Raw genomic sequence first — 22,328 nt, 5'->3', positions numbered from 1 at the left:
TCTGAAGAAGCGGTAGCGTTCGCCTTTGTCTACAAGTTTTTACCTTTGAAAACATCATCAAGAAAACTTGGAGACAACAGCGATCGGAAGAACGATCCGTACCCGCAGCGGCTGCCTTGCACATAGTAAAGCTTTAAGATTCTTTCGTCTCATTTACGCCAGCAGTCTTTGCCCTACACTCCCTTCGATTTCTCCACCGGCACACCGCCACGCTTATCCCGAACGAACCGATCCAAAACCCGCCTGCTCCACGGTCCGAGCACCGCGAGCGTGGGAGCGTCGACGAACCGATTGAAAAAATGAGCTACTGCAAAAATGAAAGGAGTTGTTAGGATAACGGTGAGGACTGTGCTTAGGCCGTAAGGGAACAGGAGGTGGAATTGATAGAACAGATAGGAGCCCAGAGAGCAGATGATCGTGAAATGGACCAGGTATAGCGAAAAGGATATGCGGCCGAGGTAGAGGAAGGGACGCCTGCCGAACAGCGACTTGAGCCGGGGCGAGATGAGGAGTGCCGTTAAGGTTAGACATGCGCCCAGCGTATGGTAGAACACGAAGAGTGAGAAGGTGGACGAGCCCCTCCATACCAGTATGGAGTAGATCGTATTCCCGGTACCGACGTAGGGGAATGATCCGAGATACAGCCCGGCGCCGAGAAGCAGGGGAACCGTCCAAGGCGGAAGAAAGGCCGCCAGCCGGTCACGGCCGCTGTACGACAGGTCGCTGAGTACCATGCCGAGCACGAATCCGAGATAGTAGGAATCCGCGAGCAGTACCGCGAGAACGGCATAACCGAGAATCCGCAGCTTCGATCGGCCAAGGGTCAGCAGGAACCCGAAGATGAGGAAGGAGCCCAGCAGCTCATAAGTCATCGTCCATAACACGGGATTGTAAGCGGACCCATAAGTGAAGAAGGTGTGGTACAGAGCTTCCTGGACCATGACGAGAAAGCGGGGGCTGGCTGTGAACGGATCGGGCATCGACGATTGGGTCGCCTGGCGGATGTTATCGAAGAATCCTAAGCCCAGGCGCATGGCCGCAAAAGCGAGGCAGACTGACAGCGTGGCCGGAATGGCGAGCCGGAAGAACCTGCGCAGCGCGGAGGCGTAAATATGCATCTTGTCCTTCGTGCGAAAATAGCGCCAGCTGAGCACATATCCGCTCAATACGAAAAATACGCACACCGAGAAGTTGCCGTTGAACATCAGGTTCAGCGGCGTGCGCGCGGCGAAGCCTTCAAAGGGAAAGTGGGCGATCTCCGGCTTTCCCTCGAAGACCGACGGCGCGAACACCTGAAAAAAGTGGGAGACCACGACCACGCAGGCCGCCAGTCCTCTGAAACCATCCAAATAAGCGATTTTCGTCTTCATACCAGGTGCAGTCCTCCCTCGATTTTTGAGTTCATTCTAGGTGATCCGGGAAGGGAAAGATTGTACTTACGTATCGAATTGCCACAGCCCGAATCGGGACGCACAAGCGAATGAGATCGTTATTCCAAAGGGTAAGCAGAGAGGAGTCACGCGACAATGAAGAAGCTCGATATCGATCGATTGACCCGCGCCGGAGTCATTTATTTCAACTCCAAGCTGGAGATGCTGGAAGATTTGCATTGCAAAATGTACCGGATGGACGCCCTCGTCAGCTTGTCCACCCATTTCCATGACTATTATCAGATCTGGTACGTATCCAAAGGCGAATTCGTGCACACGCTCGGCAACCGGCAGTACCGCATCCGCAAAGGCGATTTGTTTCTCGTTCCTCCCTTTACGCTGCATCGCGTGCAGGCTTTTGAGGAAGAAGTGGAGATCCTCGGCTGCGAATTCATGCCGTCCTTCATTAACGAGCGCTTCGGCGATCCTTCGGGTGAGCGGAGGTTCTTCGACGCGAATTATTTGAAGCATTTCTCGCAGTCGGATTGCACGCCGCATTCGCAGATCGCTTTCGACGTCGTCACGGACGGCAGGATTCGCAGCTTGCTCCAGGACATGCTCGGAGAATACGAGGAGCGGACGCCTTTTTTTGAAATCGTGCTGAAGGCAAGCCTGTTGCAGCTGCTGTCGATCCTGATCCGCCAGGTGAACGGGGAGCTGGTGAAGGCCGGATTCCAGAAAATCGAACGATACCGCGATACGATGAACAAAGTCGTCGAATACATCGAACGGAACGCGCATGAGGACATCAAGCTGGAGCATATCTGCGCCATCTCCAACATGTCCAAGCCGACGATCTGCAGGCTGTTCAAAGAGTGGACGGGCAAGACCTTCAACCGCTATCTCGTCGATTTACGCATCTCGAATGCGCTCGTGCTGCTGCAGCGCCCTTCATTGTCCATCACGGACGTATGCTACGCGACGGGGTTCAATGAGCTGGCGTATTTCTGCCGGATTTTCAAAAAGTACACGGGCATTTCCCCGAATCAGTTCCGCAAGCAGGTGACAGGCAAGTCGTTTTAAATTTTAACGATAATCCAATTAGTAGAGACAATAGTGAAATTAACTAAAACGCTTACATGATACCATGTGTGTAGTTGACGGCGGCAAGCGCGCTATTGCGCGGCGCTGCCGCCCCAAGATTAAGGAGGGAAGAGACATGATGCGAAAAGGGAGTACATGGGGGCTTGTAATGGTTTTCCTGCTGGCGGTCGTGCTTGCGGGCTGCGGCGGTAAGGATGCGCCAAGTTCCGGCAAGGAAGCCGGTGAAGCGAAGGGCAGCGACGCCCCGAAAGAAAAGGTGCAGCTGAGCTTCTGGTACGGCTGGACCGGCATGGAGGCGGAAGCCCTCGAGAAACTGATCAAGAAATGGAACGACGCGAACCCGGACATTCAGGTGAAAGGACTGTCCCAGAGCGATTACCAGAAACAGTTGACGGCGATTACCGGGGGCAACCCGCCGGACATCGCGTCCAACTTCGGCCAGGACGTCGTGCCGTGGGGCGAACGCGGAGCGATGATGCCGCTGGACGACTACATCAAGAAGGACAACGTCGACTTGAACGATTTCGTGCCTGCCGCGCTGAGCTCTTCCCAAGCCAGCGGCAAAACGTACGCTCTTCCGGTTGCGATGCATGTCTCGATGCTGTTCTATAACAAGGAGCTGCTGGAGAAGGCAGGCTTTAGCGGGCCGCCGGAGACGATGAGCCAGCTGAAGGAATACATCGCGAAGCTGAGCGTCAAGGAGGATGGCGGCAAGCTGCAGCAGCTGGGCCTCTGGCCGGGCGTCGATGCCTATACGTTCAGCTATGCCTATGGCGGGTCGTATTACGATGCCGACAAGAAGCAGGTCACGCCGGATGATGCCGGGGTCAAGAAAGCCTTGGAATTCGGCAAAGGCATCTGGGACCAATTCGGATCGAAGGAGCTGGACCGGTTCGCGTCTGGACTCGGACAGTACATGTCGCCGCAGAACCCGTTCTTCACGGGCAAATACGCGATGACGATCGACGGCGAATGGCTTCCGACGTTCATCAAGCAGTACGCTCCGAACCTGAAGTACGGCATTGCGCCGATACCATATGACGAGAGCGACGCTGGCCTGAAAAATCCGGGCAACGTCACGACCAGCGTCTTTTACATTCCAAAAGGCGTGAAGCATCCGGACGAATCATGGCAGTTCCTGAAGTGGATGACCGAGCCGGAGCAGATGGCGGAGTTCACCGCGGCCATTGGCAACCTGCCGACCCGGACCTCGCTGCAGACGCATGAAATCTATAAGGAGGTGCCCGGCTTCCAGGAGTTTTTGCAATATTCCTCGAGTCCGAACCTGCACTCCTTCCCGGCTACTTCCTTCTCGACGGAGTACATGACGGAATTCTCGAACCAATATAACGTGATCCTGCGCGGGGATATCAGCATGGAAGAAGGCTTGAAAAGGGTGAAAGACAAAATCCAGCCTCTCGTCAAATAAGCGGGTTCATCACATCCGGGCTAAGGACCGTTCATGGACCTTGGTCCGGCATTCCACGATCACGAGGAGGACGTGCAGATGATAGAAACGGTATCCGCAGCGGCGCCCAAACGCAGAAAGGGCTGGACGAGAAAGGAATGGCATTATTTCGGACTGGGGCTGCTCTTCGCTTCCCCGTGGATCATCGGCTTCCTGATCTTTACCGTGTATCCTTTCTTCAGTTCCCTTTATTTCAGCCTGACGGAATACGATCTGTTCAATCCCCCGAGATGGGTGGGGATGGACAATTACAAGGCCATTATGAAAGACCACAGCTTTTATAAATCGATCAGCAATACGCTGTTCATGGCGTTCATATCCGTCCCGATTACGCTGTTCAGCTCCTTGCTGATCGCCCTGCTGCTGAACTTCAAAGTGAAAGGCATCAACTATTACCGCACCATATTTTATCTTCCCGCGGTAATTCCCGGCGTGGCAAGCGCCCTGCTCTGGACCTGGATGCTGAATCCGGACTTCGGTCTGGTCAACATTTTCCTGCGGTGGGCGCATCTTCCCGATCCGGCTTGGCTGCTGGATCCCCAGTTCACCAAGCCATCTCTGATTCTGATGGGGCTGTGGGGCTCCGGTGCGGGTGCACTCATCTTTCTCGCTGCCCTGCAGGGCGTTCCGCAAACCTACTACGAAGCGGCGCAGGTGGATGGGGCCAACTGGTGGTACCGGTTTTGGAAAATCACGGTGCCGGCGCTGTCGCCGATCATTCTGTTCCAGCTGATCATGGGGCTCATCGGAGCCTTTCAGATTTTCACGGAATCCTACATTCTGGCGGGCGGCAAGTCAAACGGGGGCTCTCTCGGCGGACCGGGGCAGTCGTTGTTGTTCTATGCCGTCAATTTGTACCAGGAAGCCTTCATCAATCTGAAAATGGGCTACGCCTCGGCGCTGGCCTGGATCTTGTTCGTGATCGTGATGCTGATTACGCTCCTGGTTCTCAAAACATCCAAACGCTGGGTCTACTACGGAGGTGAATAGCGGATGAGCGCTGCCAAGCTGCTTCGCACAAAAATTTTTCCGCATACGATGCTGATTCTGTTCGCTTTCTTCTTTCTGTTCCCGTTCGTCTGGCTCGTGTTTACTTCGCTCAAGTCGTCGAATGAGATCTTCGAGCTGCCTCCTCGCATCCTGCCGGATGCATTTCAATGGTCGAATTACAAGGCCGCGTTCGAGGCGGTGCCGTTCTGGCGCTACATGCTGAACACCTTCCTCATCTGCGCAGTCTGCATCGTCGGGCAATTGTTGGCGTCACCGCTTGTGGCTTACTCGATCTCCCGGATTCCATGGGCGGGGAGCAAAATTATTTTTGCGATCATCCTGGCAACCATGATCCTGCCGTCGCAGGTGCAGCTGATTCCGCAGTACATCATTTTCGCCAAGCTGGGCTGGGTCAACACCATCCTGCCGCTGACGATCGGTGCCTTTTTCGGCGCGCCGTTCTACATTTTCCTGCTCAGGCAGTTTCTGCTCGGCATTCCGAGAGAGCTGTCCGAAGCCGCTAAGATGGACGGGGCCTCCGAATTCCGCATCTACTCGCAGATTATCCTGCCGACCTTGAAGCCTGCGCTGGCGACCGTTGCCTTGTTCACCTTCGTGGGTGCCTATACGGACTTCATGGGACCGCTCATCTACTTGAACGATGCCGCCAAATGGACGCTGACGCTCGGGCTGCAGGGCTTCCAGCAGGATCACGGGGCCCAGTGGGAGAAGCTGATGGCCGCGTCGACGATCATGGCAATCCCGATGATTTTCCTGTATTTCTTCGGGCAAAAGTATTTTATGCAGTCGGGGTCGGCGTTTACGGGGTTCAAATGAGGATTTGACTCGGCTTCAAATTTTATTCTTTCTGATAACTAAAAAAGACCCTGCCGGCGCGTAAAGTGCCAGCAGGGTCTTTGGCGTACATGGATCAGGCAATGCTTCAAACTTTATCTTAATGATGCTTGAACTGGAACAATGAACAGGATGATTATATGGTTTGCAAAATGCTCACGACCTGATCTTCAATACGGGAATCGTCAACTTTATTCCAGTGCTCAGGCCGAATCATTTGATACTTTTTCATTCGGTAAAACTCCATAACGGCTTGTTTCAAGGTGAGGTCATACCACTGGATGCTAAACGTCGGTTCCATGATCCGCCGCAGCATAGCATCGTCTTGAACCAAAGATAGGACTGCATTCATCCGGTTAAATATTCCCTGATCCATCCCGGCTTCAAAGAAGCTTTCCAGATTTTTATTCCGATTCTGCTGGGCAATGGCCAGTCTTTCAAACAGCTGCGGATAGAATTCCTTGAGGTCCTCCAGGAACAAATCGGATATGAAAACGACGCAGATCAGGGTTTGCAGGAATGTTTGCTTAAAACGCTCGATGTAAGAGACGGATTCGTCGCTCACCACGGCATCGGCCTGCTGCAAGTAGTTCATCTCATACTCTACAACCTGCTGAATGATGTCATCTTTTGATGAGAAATGCTTATACAGCGTCACTTTGCTGATATCCATATATTTGGCGATCTCGTCTATTTTGAGCTGGCTGAATTTGTTTTTTCGGATGACCGGTTTTATTCTCTCGATGTAGTGATCGGCGCTTACGGCTTTTCTCACGAAATGAAGCCTCCTTTAGTGCTTATACCACATATTATAACGAATTCGCTGTGTTCACAAACCGTTTTTACTAAAAATAATAAATTAACTATTTTTATTAATTTAGTTTACTTTATTAATTTATCGGGTTATAATCGGTCTTGCAAAAATAAATGAGCTTTTAAAGCCGAGGGAGGAAAGTAAGATGAATACGGTGGAAAAAGGGAAATACGAAGGCAAGCGGGTCGTCATTACGGAGGCAGCAGCGGTTTCGGCCTGGAGACAGCGAAGATGCTGGCGGATGAAGGAGCACGTGTATTGATCACCGGCTGAACTCAGTCCACGCTCGATTCGGCTCTACAACAATTGGGGAACATTGCAGTCGCTGTCGTAAGTGACGCCTCCTCGTTGAGTGATATTGACGCCTTTTGCCGAACGGGTGAAGGCTGAGTTTGGAACGATCGACGCCTTGTTCGTAAATGCTGGCGTGACGCGCTTCGTTCCTTTTGAGTCCGTAACCGTACATCTAAGTATCTGTTGGCTAACTATCTGAGTTACTAATCAATAAACCGGGGAAAGAGAGTGAATTCATATGGCAACAATGGAAAATGCAAAAAATATGCGCGTCTTTGTAACAGGCGCAACCGGGTTCGTCGGTTCGGCCGTTGTTCGCGAACTGATTGCCGCGGGGCATCAGGTCGTTGGGCTTGCTCGCTCGGATAGATCTGCCCAGTCGCTGACGGCCGCTGGGGCCGAGGTGCACCGCGGTTCATTGGACGACCTTAACAGCCTGCAGGAAGGTGCCGACGCAGCGGATGGCGTGATTCATCTAGCCTTCAAACACGATTTCTCGGACTTCGCGGCAGCCGCCGAGGCGGACAGCCGGGCGATCGAGGCGATCGGGGCAGCACTTGAAGGCACCGGAAAGCCGCTCGTGGCTACCTCGGGAACATTAATGCTTGAGCCCGGGCGGCTCGTGACGGAAGAAGAGGCGTCGAACCAGCCTACGCCGCGGCGCTCCGAGGAGGCTGCACTCGCGCTGGTTCAGCGCGGGGTGAAAGCTTCGGTCGTCCGCTTGTCACCGACCGTGCATGGTCCCGGCGAGCAGGGCTTTGTTCCGGCCCTGATTGGCATCGCGCGTGAAAAAGGCTTTGCTGCATACGTGGATGAAGGACTCAACCACTGGCCGGCGGTTCACCAGCTTGATGCAGCGAGCCTGTTCAGACTGGCGCTGGAGAAAGGGGTCGCAGGCGGCGTGTATCACGGGGTCGGTGAGGAGGGCGTGCCCTTCCGGCAGATTGCTGAGGTCATCGGCCGTCACCTGAACTTGCCGGTGCGCAGCATTCCAGCTGAAGAGGCAGAGGCTTACTTCGGGTGGCTCGCCTTCGCCGCGTCGACCGACAATCTGGCATCGAGCGCGCTGACTCAGGAACGCCTGGGATGGCAACCGGTAAACCTTGGATTGATCGCAGATCTGGAACAGGGGCATTATTTCAACCGTTAAATTGATGAAATGGATGAACAAAGAGTTTTTCGAATGGCTCTGAGCCAATAAGTTTTAGACTCATTTGGTTCATGGAATAAGAGATGGGTGGGTATTCTCCGTATAAAGAGGCTGATTGGAATTCCAATCAGCCTCTTTTGCTGTGCAAAGGGCCGAAAGTTCAAGATTGTAACTTTGCTGTAGCTGGCAGCGTCCATAAAAGGTAGGGAAAATTTCGTTAAAAACTGGGAGGAACCCGATCATGAGAAAATGGACAATGGCGGCGGCCGGGCTGCTGCTCGCCGGAACGCTTGGGAGCGTCTCTACAGCCCCGTCCGCGTGGGCTGCAACATCCGGTCCGAATGCAGGTTATTCAAGCCCGGGCTCGGAATCTGTTTTGAAGAATCCGGTACCACTCGTCAAGCCCGCATGGACAGCGGCGCTCGACGCGCCGAGGGAATCGTCCGCCTCCAATCCTTCTGCGGTCACCACGGGTCAGGAGCGCGTTTATTATATCGCTGGCGGCAAACTGACCGCGAAGGCGGCCGCTACCGGGAAGACGCTCTGGTCTTTCGGGACAGGGCTTGGCAATGCTGCCTTGGCTCGTACGGACGGAACGAAGCTGTACGTCGGCGCCAAAGACGGCTCGGTCTATCGGGTCGATGCGTCAACCGGCCAAGGCGCGCGCATCTACCGTGCTCCGTCAGGCCAGGCACCGTCGATATCTGTGGATGGCGGAACCTTGTACGTCTTCGATGGTGGTTCGCTCATTTCGGTTGATCTTGCCACAGGCAAGGAGAAATGGCGGAATCAGGACGTCAAGTCCCTGCCTCAGCGCGTCGGAGGAACGCTGCTTGCTGGGGCCGTGGAATCGGGAGCGATTACCGTCTATACGACTTACGCGATCGACCCCGCCACGGGCAAGACGCTGTGGCGGCTGCCTGGCGACCATTCGGGTCTTCTCCAATCGGAAGGGGATAAGCTATACTTCCAGGACCAGTGGCCGAATGTCGATTATGTAGAGACTTCTGCGAACATTGACGAGGTGGATGTGAAGACTGGCAAGATCACGGCAAGCAAGAAGTTCGTTGCCATGACGGCTGACGGCAGTCCGGTCTATCCCCCGTCCAAAGTAGTGATGGACGGCAACGACGTCTATGTTGCCGTGGCAGGCAAGGGCGTCTTCCGGTTCAATTACGATGCCGATCCCGCTGTTGTAAAGCCGGAAATCATTGAGGAACGAAGAGAGTTCATCGCCGGTCCTTACAACGGTAAGCTGTTCTTTCTGAATGACGATAACCGCGGAATACATGCCCGCAAAATCGTTGATCGCACACAGGTTTATTATAATGGCCTCGATAACCCGGCCAGCCGTGTCGATATGATCGAATCCGGTCTGTTCGTCGGGCAGACGGATGGTAGGGTATATGCGCTGAACGTCGCGACGGGCCAAGCCTTATTTCGTGCACAGACGGCGGCACGCAGTTACGGAGCATTCCAGGTAGAGAGCGCCATGCTCCTCGTTCAGGCGGAAGGTGAGCTGCAGGCGTACCCGCTGCCTGCGGAATTGGCAAAGCCTGCTGCTGCGGGTAGTAGCGTGGGCGCCTTCATCAAGTCAGATGCCAAAGTTACGCTGGATGGGAAGGCGCTCGCGCTGCCGGCCGGGACGGGTGTGATGACGACGGACAACCGGATGTTCATCCCTTTCCGGTCACTGACGGAAGCGCTTGTAGCCAAGGTCAATTACGATGGGCAGACGAAGCGGACGACCGTGACTTACGGAGCGCATGTTTTCTCGATTGCCGACGGTTCTCCCTTCGCTCTCATAGACGGGAAGCAAGTCGCTCTAACATATTCGCCTGCGACGCTGAGCGGGTCACTTTACGTGCCGATCAAGGACTTTGGCGATCTGCTGGGCGTTTCCGTGAAATGGAATGGCGCTACGCGCACGGTGGAAGTTACCAAAGGGGCAGCGGCGGTGAAATAGGAAGTAATGTAAAATTCTCCTAGATGAGAGAAACCCTGTTCCTTTGAAAAAGGACAGGGTTTCACTGGTTCATTTGAAGAACGGCAGGTGCTCTTTATTGCTTTCATCCATCCACCGTTCCGCATAAAGTACGATTATTCTTCTACGCCGTAGATTTTCCAGCCGTCCTGCGTCTTACGCAGGCAGTAGGTTGCATCTCCTGCCATGGTCGTCGTCGTGACATTTTTTCCTTGGGTTATGGTTACTTCGACTTCCCCACCCGTGATATCCACGGTTGCAAAGCGGTTGGACTTCGACAGAACGCGGCCCTTCATTTCCCCGACCGCATTGTATCCGATTACCATGCCGCTCTCTTGATACGACTGGATCAAATCGGCGGAGTAGAGCTGGGCGTCTCTGGCGAAGCCGACGTTATATTTATCAATGCTGGTTTTGATCTGATCGAACGATCCGCTTTCTAGCGCCTCGTACTGCGCCTGGGTCGACTTCTTGATTAGATCGACCAGCGTGTCGTCGTCGGGCAGCTGGCCGGATTCCTTATGGAAAGCGCGACTCAACAAGGCGACGGCTTCTGCGCGGGTCGCTGTTTTTTGAGGACGGAAGGTTCCGTCTTGATAACCGCCGGTAATGCCAGCTTTGCTTAACTTCTCGATATCGGTTTTGGCCCAATGCTTAGCAATATCTGTAAAGCTCGCCGCTGTACCGTTAAAGTCGATGGTTTCGCTGAAAAATCTGGACAAGATCGCACTGATCTCAGCTCTGGAGATCTTTTGATGAGGTGCAAAATGAGTTGCATCGATGCCGTTGACAATGCCCAGCGCTTTAGCTTCATTGACGACTGCATAGAACCAGTCGCCAGGCTTCACATCGGCGTATGTATTGCTGTTGTTCGCGTCTTGTTCCACGGAAGGGCTGGCCGCTCTCAGCAAAATGGCAACAAATTCAGCTCTTGTAATATTGGCATCGGGCTTGATGTAGATGTCCTCATTTTCCGCATAGCCTTTAATAAGGTCGGCTTGAATGAAATCGTCCAATACATCCGAAGCCCAGTGTCCATCTACGTCAGCAGGATAAAACCGGTCCAGGTCGTATTCCTCTGACTCGGCGGCAAACGCCGGTTGGAAAGAAATGCTCATCATAACGATGGCAAATAAAGCAGCAAGCCATTTTTTCAAAATGTTGTTCCCCCTAAGATGTTGAATTGGTTATGGCCTTATCCATCGTATTCAAAACCTTTATTATCAACAACAAGTAAATAGTGGAATTGAATCGATCACCCGATTTATGGAAGGATTTTTACCCATGCATCTATGTTTTGGCTCGTCTTATCATTATAATTACCTCATGGAAAATGTTCTCGATAAAAAGGGGGGGAATTATGAAAAAGCTGGGCACTTCGTTCATTTGCTTGCTCATTCTCGCGCTGCTCATTACGCAGCAGGCTTCGGCGATGCAAATTTTCGTGAAAACCTTGACCGGCAAGACGATCACGCTCGAGGTGGAAAGTTCAGATACTATCGAGGCTGTAAAACAAAAAATTCAAGACAAAGAGGGCATCCCACCCGAGCAGCAGCGCCTGATCTTCGCCGGCAAGCAGCTGGAAGACGGTCGCACACTCGCGGATTATAACATCCAGAAGGAATCGACGCTCCATCTCGTACTGCGCCTGCAAGGCAGCACCGCGCTTGGTAGCCTGGCACTGCAGCCGGGTACTTTGGACCCGGCATTTGATTCATCCAAGGAGACCTACCAAGCTTTGGTCGGCAATGCGACATCCTCTATCGACGTTATCGCCGAGCCGCTAGATGACGCTGCAACGGTCACGATCAACGGATTCATCGGAAAAACGGCGAGCGTTAAGCTGGTTGTAGGACCGAATCTAATCACAATATTCGTAATGAACGGACAGGCCACGAAGACGTATGAAGTGACAGTGACCCGGGCTGCTCCAACGCCCGTAAACGCAGAGGCTCCTGTCATCACCGCGCAGCCGCTGGGGCAGACGCTGCTCGCGGGAGACCGTCCAGAACCGCTCAGCGTAACCGCAGCCGTATACGATGGAGGGACGCTGAGCTACCAATGGTACCGGAACGATCTGAATGCCAATACCGGCGGGACGGTCATCGATGGTGCGACCGCTTCAGCGTATATGCCGCCCGTCACAGCGGTTGGCACAACCTATTATTATGCGGTCGTGACCAATACCAATGCGGCGGTGACCGGTTCGCATACGGCGTCGGTCGCCAGCGACACGGCGAAGGTAACAGTCCAGGCAAACCAACCGCCTGTATATGGCGGAGGGGATGCGCCGGCCCCGTCTTCGCCAATCCCTCAACCGTCGCCGAAATCGGGACTTAACAAGGATATTGTATTTAAGATTAATGGGGAAAAGTCAGATATCGGAAGCTCTTCGGTTACGAAGGAGAACGGCAGGACGGTCGCCACCGCGTCGCTGGATGCCACCAAACTTCGCTCCAAGCTGGCGGGTGCCAAACAGGCTGTTGTTTCGCTCTCGATTCTATCGGATGCCGATGTGGCGATCGGCGAGCTTAACGGCTCCCTGGTATCCTTGATGCAAGAGTATCAGGCCGTGCTCGTACTGGAGACCAAGCGTGGCCGTATGACAATTCCTGCCGCGGCGATCGATCTTGAGGCGTTAAGACGCCAGCTGGATCCGTCGATCATCCTGCAGGACGTCAACCTCCAGCTGGAAGTCACCGCGGGGAACGAGAAGACGGCAGCGAGTGCCGCCAAGCACCATTCGCTCGAACTCATAATCCCGCCGGTCCACTTCAGTGCGAAGTGGATGCATCATGACAGCATCATCGGCATTCCGCAGTTTGGCGCCTATGCCGAATACGATATTCCTCTTCCGAGTGGCGCCCGTGCCCAAGATGTGACGACGGGCGCCGCCATGGCCGCAGACGAGACGATGCGCCACGTTCCCACCCGCATGCTGGAGCGTGACGGCGACAGCCGTTCCGCTCGTCTGTCCAGCAGATATACAGGAACATTTGCATTGGTCCGCAGCCCGTTAACGTTTACGGATACGGACCCTCATTGGGCCCAGGAAGCAATCCGGGAGATCGGCTCCAGGCTCATGTTGGAGGGCAGAGACTCTGCTGCATTCGATCCGGACGGGAAAATCACCCGCGCCGAGTTCACCGCTATGCTTGTTCGCGCTTTGGGACTGTTCCCGGCTCAGAACGGCTCCTTATTCAGCGATGTGGACCCTGCTGAGTGGTACGGCGGTGATGTCAGAGCGGGCAAGGACTTTGGCCTGATCGCCGGATAAGCGGACGGGACATTCCGTCCGAACGACACCATCACCCGCGAGCAGGCAATGGTTTTGATCGCCGCAGCGATGAAGATTACCTCACTGCCAGCCGGGCTTTCCGAAGCCTCGGGCGCTCACGAGCTGAGCTCCTTCAAGGATGCGGCAGAAGCATCACCGTGGGCGCTCAGGGGCATTGCGGACACCCTGTCCGCAGGGCTCATCGCCGGCAAAAGCGACCGTGTGCTCGATCCGAAAAGCGATATCACCCGTGCCGAGGTTTGCCTCGTTCTGAAGCGTCTGCTGCAGAAGTCGGGTATGATTTAATCCTCCGTCAACTCATCAAAATCCCCAGGTCATCGTTTTATATCTTTTGATCCGGGGACTCGCATACAGGAGTGCACGAAAAAGCCGATTGGGTTTCCAATCGGCTTTACTCTATTTTCCCGCTCACGTTCACTTATGATTAAAAATCTCTTTCACCACATTTTTCGCCATCGCGACCTTTTGCGCGTTCTGCTGGTTCAAGATGTAGTTGATCTCCTGAATATCTGCCTTGGATTCCTCGCCTTGGTCCAGATGGGGCTGCGTAAACAGCTGAGAAATGTCCACTCCCAGCGCTTCCGCAATTTTGGCAAGGTTCAACAGCGCGACGTTCTTCTCGCCCCGTTCGATTTGCCCGATATATGAAAAGTGAAAGCCGCCTTTTTCGCCGAGAGCTTCCTGGGTCAAGCCTTTTTCCTTCCTCAGCTCGCGAATGCGGGCGCCTACCCGAAGCAGTATATCCTTATCCGTCATCCCTTCCACACCTCTCTACTAAAAAGTGTAGATAAAAACCCATTCGCCATACATGAGCAGGTAAATATCATAAATAATATTTATAACTATTATTTTGTTGTATAATGGTACCAATAAGTATGTCCACGATAAGCAAAATCATAACGACTCCAATTCATGTCAATCGTGCAATTAACCAAATGGGAGCTGAAGCACGTGAATCGTTCGAACTCGAAGAATGAAAGCAGGCATAACAGAAACTCGATGTTGGAATGGCAGGACCCCGGCCGGACGCTGGAGAAGACTATGAAGAAGCTGCAGCATCTCTCGCAAACTTACATGAACTCGGCAGCCCGCTATATCGATCCCTCCTCGGCGCAGATCTGCATCATATTAAGCGAACGCGCTTTGGAGTATATGCTGAAGGCGCTTTATATGAAGGCGAATCATCACATTTTACCTCCACATGCTTTATCGCTCCATGATCTGGTTCAACTGACTGCCAAGGATTCGATCCCTGATTTGGATACGGTCATGCTGCTTTATTCCATTCATTTTTTGGCGAGCTGCCAAGAAGTCTCCTTCATCCGGCACACGCATGTCTCGCATCTGACCCGGCTGCTGACCCAAGTGGATGACGTACTGTTCCGCCTTTCAGCCAGGATTACTTCAAACCCGTTGGAGCAGTACCGTTCGATTCTATAGTGGGGGGATCTGCGGAAACATTTTATAGAGAAAAATAGTAGAAGATTCATACCATCGTTTGGAAATCATGCAAAAGATGGCTCTCAGCCATTTTGATAAAGGACTAGAGAGGTGCTAAGTATGTATCAATATCATGGTTGGGCGGTTGTATTAGAAAGTACTGGTGATGAGCCTAGTAACGAAAAAGAAATAAACATTTTTGAATCCATTAAAAAGTTTGTTGAGGATTTACAACCAAAAGTAGATGTGTTAGAAATGAAGGCGATCAATGGACAATATCATCTTTCGATGACGGGTTTATTGAATCATGAGCCTTCTTCAAAATTCAATCCCGTGGAAATAATGAAGAATATAGGGAAGGTTGCACCTGGCTCATATGGAATGCTCTATGTTTTTAATGATGAGCACCCAATATATTTTAATAAATTTAAAGTCTTCGTTCTTGCTAGGGGAAGCATTGAAGAAAAAGATGACCCATTTTTGTCGCCATTCATACCTGTTGTAGCTGATGACTCTGAATTTTAGAATTTGGTGGGACTACCTGGTGCTAATTGAACCGTATTGGGCTATTAAACCCAAAGAACAAATTCATTTCAGCGCTTGGTTCTCTTCAAAGCTCTTTTCACGTGAATGATGAGTAGGAATGAGCTTTTTTGATTGTCAAAAGGGGAGGCATCTCATGCGGAAAAGTAATATCTACATTATGGCTGCGGTAATGATCATCGCTATGGTTGGTTTAGTCACCTTTCATTCTTATAGTAAGAACACCACATTCAAGGGGCTTGTACTCACAAAAATAAATACGGATCAGATTAGCTCTGTGGAGGTATTAAAGAGTTCAACCGACGAGAAGAAAACATTAACAGACAAAAGCGAAATCAATCAGATCATAAACTCCTTATCCGTCATTACATTAAGAGCAGGATCGTACACCGCAATAGATACAGCAGAACCATACTACATGACCATAAGAATTAATAATCAAAGGAGATTTGGCTTGCTGCTTTACGATGAAGACGTTCTGAAGGTGTATGACTACCAGTCAAACGGGAAAAAGAATGCGACTACATAAAATGAACTAAAGCTTAGCCCTGCTTCTCCTTGATTCCATACGGAATACAGGAGAAATGCTTTCCCTTTCTTTAGTTCAATTTATATACATTTAAAATAAAAAATAAATTTGATTCAGTCATTCCTGGCTTATTTGAGTAAATCCTCATGAGAATGGCTTAGAAGAATGAAATGGTTGACGGGATTATTCGATGATCGCGATAATACGGGAGGATGAACAAAAATAAAGGAGTGAAACTTTTGTCTATTAAAAAAGCGATGCAGGGCTATTTTGCATTAAGAAAAGAAATGGCGGATGAGGGCCTGGACTTTTTGTTTATGACGCCGTTCCTCGAAGATGTCGATCCTTTGATATATGCGGGTGAGGTTGATGAGGAAGGGTACGTCATGTGGAATCCTGTTGAAAAAAGAGAATTTCATGATCTGAAGACCCTGGAAGAGGCACTGGATACCCGAATTCATCCGTCAATCATCGAATATTTTAACGCTTACTGGTTTGTCGATCTGGAAGGGTTTATTCAAGACCATAATGTGAACTTGGAATCCGTCCAGCCGGGGAAATTCGTTCCATCGTTTAGGGATATGCTCATAGGCTACAAGAATAATCACGATTCGAAGCTTGCCCATATCCCGATAGGGATCGAAGGGGACGGGCTGATCGTTGTGGTGGATAACGAAGACGGTTCCGTGAAGCTTGAGGATTTCGAAAGGAATTCATTCGAAGTCATCTCGGAGAGTCTTGAGCAGCTTATTTCCACGTTGAGGCTAAAAAGATAAATAAATGATCAGGATCATGGACGACGTAGAAAAATAGTAGATTCATACCATCTGAGTTGTTGCTGATGGAAAAATCACACGGATATCTGGGGGATAGAAATAGCATGGATTTTGAATTTGGATCCATACCAGATAAAATACTTAACCAAGAGTTTACTTCGCTTACTTGAGCATCCTTATATTGAAGAGAAATTGCTTAGCTGAAAAGTGATATGTTTAAACTTGATTGCGATAATCCCGGGGCGAGACTCCCGCATACATTTTGAATATTCTCGAGAAATAATACGCATCCGAGTAGCCGTACAGATCGGCAATCTCTTTAACGGATTTGTCGGTGTTCAGAAGCGTATTTTTGGCGGCGGAAATTTTTAACCGGTGAACGTACTCGTTGAGCGGGTAACCGGTATGCTTCTGAACCAACCGGCGTAACGTCGAAAGCGAAATATGATTTCGTTCACAAATATCCATGGGATTAAATGTCTCGTAGATCGAGTGTACAATGTCTTCCATGAGTTTGGGGGCTGAATAGGCGCGGTCGGCCGTTTGCCTCGATTTCTCCATTAATATGAATTCAAGCAGCAGAGACTCGAGCATCAGTGCGGCCCGGTCCTGGTCCCCGGGAGCGCCGCTCTCCATCAGCATGAAGATCGTATCCATTTTATGATGATAGATATCCTCGTTGCCGACGTGTTTGACCTTATCCGTCTCGGTAACCCAGCTCCCCAGCCATTCGTTGATTCTGTTCCCTTCGACCGTAAAGTAATGCTCGTCCCATGTATCCCCCGGCAAAGGCCCATAGTTATAGACCGCGTCCGTGCGAAGGAAGAACAGGCTGCCCTTCCGCACCTCCTGTGGCTCCCCGTCATTGATCCGGAACGTTCCTGCTCCGTCCGAGATGAACACGATGGCAAAGTGAGGAAAGGTGGCATTACTGCGAAATAACGTTCTCCCTGGAAGATGCCCCACGTTCACGATGCTTAACGAGGCGATGTTTAATCTGGTTTTGTCCGCTTTGCGGTCCACGACCCGAATCGGCTTCGAACTAACCGCATAATCCATGTAAGTGGTTATTTTCGCCATGTTTCCTGTACCCTCCCCATGTTATTGTGAACACATCATACAATGATGAAAGGTAGTTGACAATATGGCCAAAGGAGGATCAGAGATGGAGAAGAGCATCATTTCCGGTGGGAAAAGCGATTGGAGAATCGTCCTCTCTAAGGATGCGATCGTATCAGAAAAGCATGCAGCCGAAGAGCTCCAGCATTTCCTGGAGGAAGTTGGAGGCGTCAGGCTTCCGATTGTAAGCGACGAAGAGGCAGAGGCATTGTACGAACTGGTGGTTGGATTTAACAGGCGCACGCAAGCCCTCGGATTGGATGCGGCCGAGTCCCGGCTGGGAGAGGAAGGATTCCTTATCAAGACCTGCGGAGACCGGATCGTCATTGCAGGCGGCAAGCCGCGCGGCACGTTGTATGGCGTGTATACCTTTTTGGAAGATGTGACAGGCTGCCGTTGGTTAAGCTCGAAGGCCAGCCACATTCCCCGCCACAGCGTTATTGGGGTGCCGGAGCTTAATATTGAGCAAATCCCAGTCCTCGCAACCCGTACGGCGCTTTTTCAAGATACATACGATGGGGATTGGGCGGCACGGAACAAAATCAACTGCTGGCCTCCATATCGCCTGGAAGAAAAGCATGGCGGGAAATTGGGAATGTCCAGGCACTTCGTCCACACGTTTTACGAGCTTCTTCCTCCGGATCAATATTTCGATGCCAATCCCGAATACTTCTCGCTGGTGCAAGGTGAGCGAAAGCGAAGCGATGGTCAGCTGTGCTTAACCAATCCTGATGTATTCGACATTGCGTTGAAGCAGTTGAAGCAGTGGATGCAGGAAGAACCTCATGCCACCATTTTTGGCGTGTCCCAGAACGACTGGACGGGCGCATGTGAATGCGAGCATTGCCGGGCGATCGATGAGCGGGAAGAAAGTCCGATCGGATCGATCCTGTACTTTGTGAACCGGTTGGCGGAAGCCATTGAACAGGAATATCCGGATAAAAAAATCGAGACATTGGCTTACTGGTACTCGAGAAAACCGCCGAAATTCATGAAGCCGCGGAAAAACGTCATCATTCGTTTATGCAGCATCGAATGCTGCTTTATGCACCCGCTGGACGAATGCGAGAAAAACAAGGCATTCGTAGAGGATATTATCGGTTGGGGGAACATGAGCGACCAGGTGTACATTTGGGATTACGTCGTTGATTTTAATCATTATTTGATGCCCTTCCCCAACTTGAGGGTTCTGAAGCCGAATATTCAATTCTTTATCCGGAACAGTACGCTCGGCATTATGGCCCAGGGTGCGCACACGGCGCTCGAGACGGAATTTGCCGAGCTGAAGGCCTATGTTATCGCGAAATTGCTTTGGAATCCGGAGCTTGATCCGGATGCATTAATTGATGAATTTCTGCAGCTGTATTATGGTCCGGCGGCAGCGCCGATCCAGGCGTACATCCGTTTGCTGGAGCGCCAGGTTAATCGCCTGGATGACTGCCATATGGGCTGCTTCGCACCGGTGGATGGGGGCTTTTTTACGGAGGAACTGCTTGACGAAGCGGATGCTCTGCTGGAAACTGCGTTGCGGCTTGCCGACAATGAAGTCCTGCAGGAACGTGTCCGAATCGTGCGGATGCAGATCACATACGTGCGGATGATGCTCATGAACGATCGTTACGTCTCGATGCGGAATGCTTTCTTCGATGAAGCCGCACAGCTTGGAATTACGCGAATCACGGAATGGAAGCCGCTGGCCGAGTCGAGGAACCGGATGGAATCCGGGCTTACCGCCAATTGAATGCACTCTAATATTTCTTTATTTTAATCACTCGGATCGATTATGATTTAAGGCAAAGCTGTAGGAAAAGGGGAAACGGACAATGAAACTTCGCGTTGCAGCATCCGGCATTCTGGCTCTTGCTTTCGTCTTGGTCATGTCGGTCGGATGCACCCAAAGCGGAAATGTGCTTAACGGGAAGAACGGGTTCAACAACAAGGAGTACGGCCGGGTGACGGAGAATGGAAAATTCGATCCCGGGGTTACGATCACGACAGCCCGGGTGGTGGGGCCGGACTATGTATTCGTTAATGGAGAGGACATCCATGATAATGTGCATAACCGATGGGCCCAAGATCAATTAGGAATCGAAATTAAAGACCTTTGGAACACCCGGGACAGCTCTTCTTACCATACCAAGTTAAGGCTGTCCCTGGCCACGGACGATCAGCTGCCGGATGTGTTCATCGTGCAGGACCGGGGTTTGATTGCCGATTTCATTCAATCCGGCCGAGTACAGGATATTCAGGAAGCCATGGACCAATACGCATCCGAGCGGATTAAGAAGCTGTACGAGAAGTATAGCGACACCATGAATCAAGTGCGGATCGATGGCAAGCTGATGGGGCTGCCGGTTCTGACATCAGGGGAAGGCAGCAGCTCCGTTCTATGGATTCGGCAGGACTGGCTGGATCGCTTACATCTGAAGGCGCCTGAGAATATGGAGCAATTCGAAGCTGTTATGGAAGCGTTTACGAATAAAGATCCGGATGGGAACCATAAGAAGGATACGTTTGGTTTTACGTTCTCAGCCCGAAACGGATTCTCCAATTGGATGTCTGACGCCAGTTTCATCTTCGGCGCCATGACAGGCAAGGCTATTCCAGGAATATGGCAGGAAGATCAGGCCGGCCGACTCAGGTACGGTTCCGTGCAGCCCGGAATCAAGGACGCCCTTTCCATCCTGAATCAATGGTTCGCCAAAGGCTATCTCGACCCCAAAATCGCTGCGCTTAGCGAAACGGAAGCAGCGGGAAGCTTCGTGAACGGGAAAGCAGGAATGATCGCAGCACCGTATTGGGCGCTGGACTGGCCTTTGAAGGAACTTATGAAAGCGCATCCGGGGGCAGAAGTCGTCGCCTATCCGCTTCCCGCAGGGCCGGAGGGGAAGTCTGCCCGATATACGGGCACGGTCAATGAGAATAAAGTGGTCCTGTTTAATAAGGACTTCAAGCATATGGATGCCTTCTTCTACTATCTGGATAAAATTTATGACAGGGAATACGAGACGGGGGACTTTAAATTCGGCTATTTCGAAGGCTACGATTATTCGTTTAACGAGGAAGGCAGGCTGGTCAATGGCTCCAACCGGTTTGACCGCAATCCTACCGTCGGCAAGTACACCTTGTTTTGGAATTCCCCGGAGATCCCGCATCTGGAAACGAGGGACATTGATTATATTTATAGCGGGAACAAACCGCAAACCGTAGCGCAGATGAGATCAAGCTTGCTTGACCAGGAAACCTTACGGGCAGGCTCTGTCAGCTATCATTTGAATTTCAGCAACGTATCGAATGTTTTTTTGGGCGCGCCTACGAAGACGATGCGCCAAGTGGGCGATCTGCTCACGGACATCGAGCTTGAAACCTTCGTGAAAATCATTTACGGTACCGTGCCGCTTGATCATTTTGATCGTTTCATCTCCGAGTGGCAGCGTCAGGGAGGCATGCTGATCGAGCAGGAAGTAAACGATTGGTATGTGAATGTTAAACAATAAATATGTTATGAGCGTGGTCATAGAAGTTAAAATGCTGCCATAGGACTTACCGGCATGCGCCGTTATACTAATAGCAAGAAAGGATTGAGCGCGAAAGAGGGGAAGGAGCTTTGAGATGGATGAGAACTTAGTGGTCCCGAAGTTTTTTACGTCGATACACTTGACCGGCTTGCAATACTCCTCCGTGGAACAAGGATGGGATTATCCCTCTCATCGTCATCCGATATTTGAGATTATGTATTGCGAGAAGGGGCATTTGATAGAGCAAATTAACGGCCGCACGTATTCTTTGCCCGCAGGCACAGCCATCTTCATCAAATCCGGCATTACTCACAGTGTGAGAGCCGCTGAGGACAGCGTCTTTTTCAATTTCCATTTCAGCATGGATCATCAGGAAGTCCGCATGATTCTTCAAGGTATAGAAGATCCGATCCTGACTTCTGACGACCATCCGGCCGAGAGCAGCAAGCTGCGAATGTGGATGGAACATTTTATCGAGCAATTTACCGAAACCTACCGCCCGTCGGAGGGTGCCGCAGGCGTTTCCGGATCACAGGTCATGAGCATTCATTCGCTGCGGACCATCCAGTTCCAAACGGTCTGGCTGCAATTCATGACCTTTCTGTTCGAAACGCAGCTCCAGAAAACGACGATTCGTACGAGCATGCACCAGTCCAAGCTGCAGATTGCCCATGAGGTGGCCTACCTGCTGGAGAACGATACAACGTACAGCATGCTGATATCGGATTTATCGAGTAAGCTGAACGTTCACCGTACGTATATTTGCAATTGTTTCCGGGAGGTTTACGGCGTGTCTCCCAAATACTACGCTCAACAACTTCGGATCAATCGGGCCAAGGAGCTCCTGCAGCAAACCGACTTGCCGGTTAGCGGGATTGCCCAGCTGCTATCTTTTTCTTCCACCGAATACTTTTGCCGCTTTTTTCGCAGTCATGTCGGCTTTACACCCTATAAATACCGCACCTCTCCGAGCCATGCGTGAGGCGGTTCAATATGCTTCTTCCAAAGCCGTGTATGCACGGCTTTTTTTGTTGTCCAGTCCAAGGATCACGATAACAAAATTATAGTTTTTGTCT

Annotated in this window: 20 protein-coding genes and 1 pseudogene; 16 read left to right on the top strand and 5 right to left on the bottom strand. The window is 51.5% G+C overall.

The annotated features are described in order from the left end of the window. Positions 1-173: 173 nt before the first annotated feature. Entirely contained in the window at positions 174-1,370 is a 1,197-nt protein-coding gene (locus ACTHPM_RS23900) for an acyltransferase family protein (RefSeq protein WP_440397437.1), read from the bottom strand. Positions 1,371-1,526: 156 nt separating this feature from the next. On the opposite strand from ACTHPM_RS23900, the gene ACTHPM_RS23895 reads away from it, so the two are divergent. The 4 genes from ACTHPM_RS23895 (at position 1,527) to ACTHPM_RS23880 (ending at position 5,769) form a co-directional block, all read left to right on the top strand. Then, positions 1,527-2,453 carry an AraC family transcriptional regulator gene (locus ACTHPM_RS23895; protein WP_440397438.1) on the top strand — a complete coding sequence of 309 codons (927 nt, stop codon included), beginning with the start codon at positions 1,527-1,529 and terminating at the stop codon, positions 2,451-2,453. Positions 2,454-2,592: 139 nt separating this feature from the next. Beyond that, positions 2,593-3,903: an ABC transporter substrate-binding protein gene (locus tag ACTHPM_RS23890; protein WP_440397596.1), complete on the top strand. Its 1,311-nt coding sequence runs from the start codon at positions 2,593-2,595 to the stop codon at positions 3,901-3,903. A gap of 78 nt (positions 3,904-3,981) precedes the next feature. Continuing rightward, positions 3,982-4,932, top strand: coding sequence for a carbohydrate ABC transporter permease (locus ACTHPM_RS23885; protein WP_440397439.1), 951 nt, complete (start codon positions 3,982-3,984; stop codon positions 4,930-4,932). A gap of 3 nt (positions 4,933-4,935) precedes the next feature. Beyond that, positions 4,936-5,769, top strand: a complete 834-nt coding sequence (locus tag ACTHPM_RS23880; RefSeq protein WP_440397440.1) for a carbohydrate ABC transporter permease — start codon at positions 4,936-4,938, stop codon at positions 5,767-5,769. Positions 5,770-5,923: 154 nt separating this feature from the next. On the opposite strand, the gene ACTHPM_RS23875 is transcribed toward ACTHPM_RS23880, so the two are convergent. Further along, positions 5,924-6,562: a TetR/AcrR family transcriptional regulator gene (locus tag ACTHPM_RS23875; protein ID WP_440397441.1), complete on the bottom strand. Its 639-nt coding sequence runs from the start codon at positions 6,560-6,562 to the stop codon at positions 5,924-5,926. A gap of 598 nt (positions 6,563-7,160) precedes the next feature. Between ACTHPM_RS23875 and ACTHPM_RS23870 the strand changes: the two genes are divergently transcribed. Together ACTHPM_RS23870 and ACTHPM_RS23865 are read left to right on the top strand one after the other, a co-directional pair. Further along, positions 7,161-8,045, top strand: coding sequence for an SDR family oxidoreductase (locus ACTHPM_RS23870; protein WP_440397597.1), 885 nt, complete (start codon positions 7,161-7,163; stop codon positions 8,043-8,045). Between the two features lie 241 nt (positions 8,046-8,286). Then, positions 8,287-10,011: an outer membrane protein assembly factor BamB family protein gene (locus ACTHPM_RS23865; protein WP_440397442.1), complete on the top strand. Its 1,725-nt coding sequence runs from the start codon at positions 8,287-8,289 to the stop codon at positions 10,009-10,011. 134 nt (positions 10,012-10,145) lie between these two features. Here the strand turns inward: ACTHPM_RS23865 and ACTHPM_RS23860 are convergent, their stop codons facing one another. Continuing rightward, positions 10,146-11,186, bottom strand: coding sequence for an S-layer homology domain-containing protein (locus ACTHPM_RS23860; protein WP_440397443.1), 1,041 nt, complete (start codon positions 11,184-11,186; stop codon positions 10,146-10,148). Positions 11,187-11,389: 203 nt separating this feature from the next. Between ACTHPM_RS23860 and ACTHPM_RS23855 the strand changes: the two genes are divergently transcribed. From ACTHPM_RS23855 to ACTHPM_RS23845, 3 genes and pseudogenes are all read left to right on the top strand, one after another. Continuing rightward, positions 11,390-13,306 (top strand): ubiquitin-like protein, encoded by a 1,917-nt coding sequence (locus tag ACTHPM_RS23855; protein WP_440397444.1) that lies wholly within the window; start codon positions 11,390-11,392, stop codon positions 13,304-13,306. 3 nt (positions 13,307-13,309) lie between these two features. Next, positions 13,310-13,354, top strand: a pseudogene (locus tag ACTHPM_RS23850) (S-layer homology domain-containing protein); the annotation flags it as partial. Then, positions 13,355-13,612: an S-layer homology domain-containing protein gene (locus tag ACTHPM_RS23845; protein WP_440397445.1), complete on the top strand. Its 258-nt coding sequence runs from the start codon at positions 13,355-13,357 to the stop codon at positions 13,610-13,612. It abuts the pseudogene before it with no gap. A 129-nt stretch (positions 13,613-13,741) separates the two neighbouring features. On the opposite strand, the gene ACTHPM_RS23840 is transcribed toward ACTHPM_RS23845, so the two are convergent. After that, a complete protein-coding gene (locus ACTHPM_RS23840; protein WP_440397446.1) occupies positions 13,742-14,083 on the bottom strand; it encodes a helix-turn-helix domain-containing protein in 342 nt (113 codons plus the stop codon). 156 nt (positions 14,084-14,239) lie between these two features. Here ACTHPM_RS23840 and ACTHPM_RS23835 point away from each other — a divergent pair, with 156 nt between their 5' ends. The 4 genes from ACTHPM_RS23835 (at position 14,240) to ACTHPM_RS23820 (ending at position 16,615) form a co-directional block, all read left to right on the top strand. Beyond that, entirely contained in the window at positions 14,240-14,767 is a 528-nt protein-coding gene (locus ACTHPM_RS23835) for a hypothetical protein (protein ID WP_440397447.1), read from the top strand. Positions 14,768-14,887: 120 nt separating this feature from the next. Further along, positions 14,888-15,292, top strand: coding sequence for an Imm7 family immunity protein (locus tag ACTHPM_RS23830; RefSeq protein WP_440397448.1), 405 nt, complete (start codon positions 14,888-14,890; stop codon positions 15,290-15,292). A 178-nt stretch (positions 15,293-15,470) separates the two neighbouring features. Beyond that, positions 15,471-15,839 (top strand): DUF5301 domain-containing protein, encoded by a 369-nt coding sequence (locus tag ACTHPM_RS23825; protein ID WP_440397449.1) that lies wholly within the window; start codon positions 15,471-15,473, stop codon positions 15,837-15,839. Positions 15,840-16,096: 257 nt separating this feature from the next. Beyond that, on the top strand, positions 16,097-16,615 hold the full coding sequence (locus tag ACTHPM_RS23820) for a SecY-interacting protein Syd (protein ID WP_440397598.1): 519 nt from the start codon (positions 16,097-16,099) through the stop codon (positions 16,613-16,615). A 216-nt stretch (positions 16,616-16,831) separates the two neighbouring features. Here ACTHPM_RS23820 and ACTHPM_RS23815 read toward each other — a convergent pair whose 3' ends face one another. Continuing rightward, complete coding sequence (locus ACTHPM_RS23815) at positions 16,832-17,695, bottom strand: helix-turn-helix domain-containing protein (protein WP_440397450.1); 864 nt, start codon at positions 17,693-17,695, stop codon at positions 16,832-16,834. 85 nt (positions 17,696-17,780) lie between these two features. On the opposite strand from ACTHPM_RS23815, the gene ACTHPM_RS23810 reads away from it, so the two are divergent. The 3 genes from ACTHPM_RS23810 to ACTHPM_RS23800 all read left to right on the top strand — a co-directional run bounded on the left by ACTHPM_RS23810 (position 17,781) and on the right by ACTHPM_RS23800 (position 22,234). After that, complete coding sequence (locus ACTHPM_RS23810) at positions 17,781-19,475, top strand: DUF4838 domain-containing protein (protein WP_440397451.1); 1,695 nt, start codon at positions 17,781-17,783, stop codon at positions 19,473-19,475. An 82-nt stretch (positions 19,476-19,557) separates the two neighbouring features. Continuing rightward, positions 19,558-21,231, top strand: coding sequence for an extracellular solute-binding protein (locus ACTHPM_RS23805; RefSeq protein ID WP_440397452.1), 1,674 nt, complete (start codon positions 19,558-19,560; stop codon positions 21,229-21,231). Positions 21,232-21,346: 115 nt separating this feature from the next. After that, the gene (locus ACTHPM_RS23800) at positions 21,347-22,234 is read left to right on the top strand and encodes an AraC family transcriptional regulator (RefSeq protein WP_440397453.1); all 888 of its coding nucleotides are present in this window, start codon (positions 21,347-21,349) and stop codon (positions 22,232-22,234) included. Positions 22,235-22,328: the final 94 nt, after the last annotated feature.

Source organism: Paenibacillus sp. SAFN-054 (assembly GCF_051966755.1).
Taxonomy (GTDB): Bacteria; Bacillota; Bacilli; order Paenibacillales; family Paenibacillaceae; genus Paenibacillus_AQ.
Note: the sequence above shows the minus strand (reverse complement) of the source record. Positions and strands in the feature narration are given on the sequence as shown.